We start from the raw sequence: 1982 nt of genomic DNA, 5'->3' as shown, positions 1-1982 counted from the left end.
CCCGACCCTCAGAGCGTCACGGCCTCCAGCGTCGACCACCCGCGCGCACGCGCAGCCGCCGCGGCGAGCACGCCGGTGACGGCCGTCGGGCTGTGCAGGTGCCCGGACAGCGCCGCGTCCACGGCGTCGTCGAGCGGGACCCAGACCGGCACCATCCCGGCCTCCTCGTCCGTCCGCGTGTGCAGGTCGGCCTGCGCCACGGGCCGCAGGTCGCGGGCGAGGAACACCCGGATCCGCTCGTTCGAGCCGCCGGGCGTGGTGAAGAAGTCCACGAGCCGCCACCAGGAGCCGGCCACCAGGTCGGCCTCCTCGGCGAGCTCGCGCGCGGCGGCCACGGCGAGCTCCTCGTCCGGGACGTCACGCAGCCCGGCGGGCGGCTCCCAGAGCTCGGAGCGCACCGGGTGCCGGTATTGCGAGAGCAGCAGCACGCGGTCGTCGTCGTCGAGCGCGATGACCGCGACCGCCCCGGGATGAACCACATACTCGCGGAGCACCTGCGTCTCGCCGAGGTCCACCACGTCGCCGACCAGGTCGAAGATCTTCYCCGCGTGGATCACGTCGTGCGACACGACCGGGCGGGGGGCCTCGACGTCAGCGAGCATCAGGACTCGTCGCCGCGCTGCGCCAGAGCGGCCTCGACGAGTCCGGCGAACAGGGGGTGCGCCCGCGTCGGCCGCGACTTGAACTCGGGGTGCGCCTGGGTGGACACGTAGTACGGGTGCACGTCCTTCGGCAGCTCGACGAACTCGACCAGCGAGGTGTCGGGCGAGACACCGGAGATGACCAGGCCGGCGTCCTCGAGCTTGTCGCGGTACGCGTTGTTCACCTCGTAGCGGTGCCGGTGCCGCTCGGACACGCGGGTCGCCCCGTAGGCCTCGGCGACCACCGACCCGGGGGTCAGGACCGCCTCGTAGGCGCCCAGGCGCATGGTGCCACCGAGGTCACCGTCGCCGCCGACGATCGCGAGCTGCTCGGCCATCGTGGCGATCACCGGGTGCGCGGGGTCGGCGTCGAACTCGGAGGACGACGCGCCCTCGAGCCCGAGGACCGTGCGGGAGTACTCGATGACCATGCACTGCAGACCCAGGCAGATGCCGAGCGTCGGGACGAGGTTCTCGCGCGCCCAGCGCAGCGCGCCGAGCTTGCCCTCGATGCCGCGCACGCCGAACCCGCCGGGCACGAGCACCGCGTCCACGCCCTCGAGCGCGAGCCGGGCACCCTCGGGCGTCTGGCAGTCGTCGGAGGTGACCCACCGGATGACGACCTTGGTGTCGTGGTGGAAGCCGCCGGCGCGCAGGGCCTCGGTGACCGACAGGTAGGCGTCGGGGAGGTCGATGTACTTGCCGACGAGCGCGACCTCGACGCGGTGCGCGGGCTGGTGGACGCGGTGCAGCAGCTCGTCCCAGCCCTTCCACTCGACGTCGCGGAACGGGAGGCTGAGCCGCTGCACGACGTAGGCGTCGAGGCCCTCCGAGTGCAGGACGCGGGGGATGTCGTAGATGCTCGGCGCATCCTTGGCGGTGACGACACCCTCGATGTCGACGTCGCACATGAGCGCGATCTTGCGCTTGGTGGAGTCCGGGACGTCACGGTCGGCGCGCAGCACGATCGCGTCGGGCTGGATGCCGATGCTGCGCAGCGCGGCGACCGAGTGCTGGGTCGGCTTGGTCTTGAGCTCGCCGGACGGGCCGATGTACGGCACCAGGGAGACGTGCAGGAAGAAGCAGTTGTCGCGGCCCAGGTCGTGACGCACCTGGCGGGCAGCCTCGAGGAACGGCAGCGACTCGATGTCTCCGACCGTGCCGCCGATCWCGGTGATGATCACGTCGATGTCGGAGTTCGCCTGCTGGCGCATCCGGGTCTTGATCTCGTCGGTGATGTGCGGGATGACCTGCACCGTGTCACCGAGGTACTCGCCACGCCGCTCCTTGGCGATCACCTGCGAGTAGACCTGGCCGGTGGTCACGTTGGCCGAGCCAGCC

Annotated in this window: 2 protein-coding genes; both read right to left on the bottom strand. The window is 71.6% G+C overall.

Annotated features, from left to right (window positions below; translation table 11 throughout):
• Window positions 1-8 precede the first annotated feature (8 nt).
• Complete coding sequence (locus tag AC1DUQ_RS21285) at window positions 9-602, bottom strand: NUDIX domain-containing protein (protein WP_477074581.1); 594 nt, start codon at window positions 600-602, stop codon at window positions 9-11.
• Window positions 602-1982, bottom strand: a 1381-nt coding sequence (locus tag AC1DUQ_RS21280; protein ID WP_477074580.1) for a CTP synthase, incomplete at its 5' end; no start/stop codon positions are given. The genes AC1DUQ_RS21285 and AC1DUQ_RS21280, both read right to left, overlap by 1 nt.

This window comes from Cellulomonas sp. P4_B5_2, from assembly GCF_056402235.1.
This window is presented reverse-complemented; position numbering and strand designations above follow the sequence as displayed.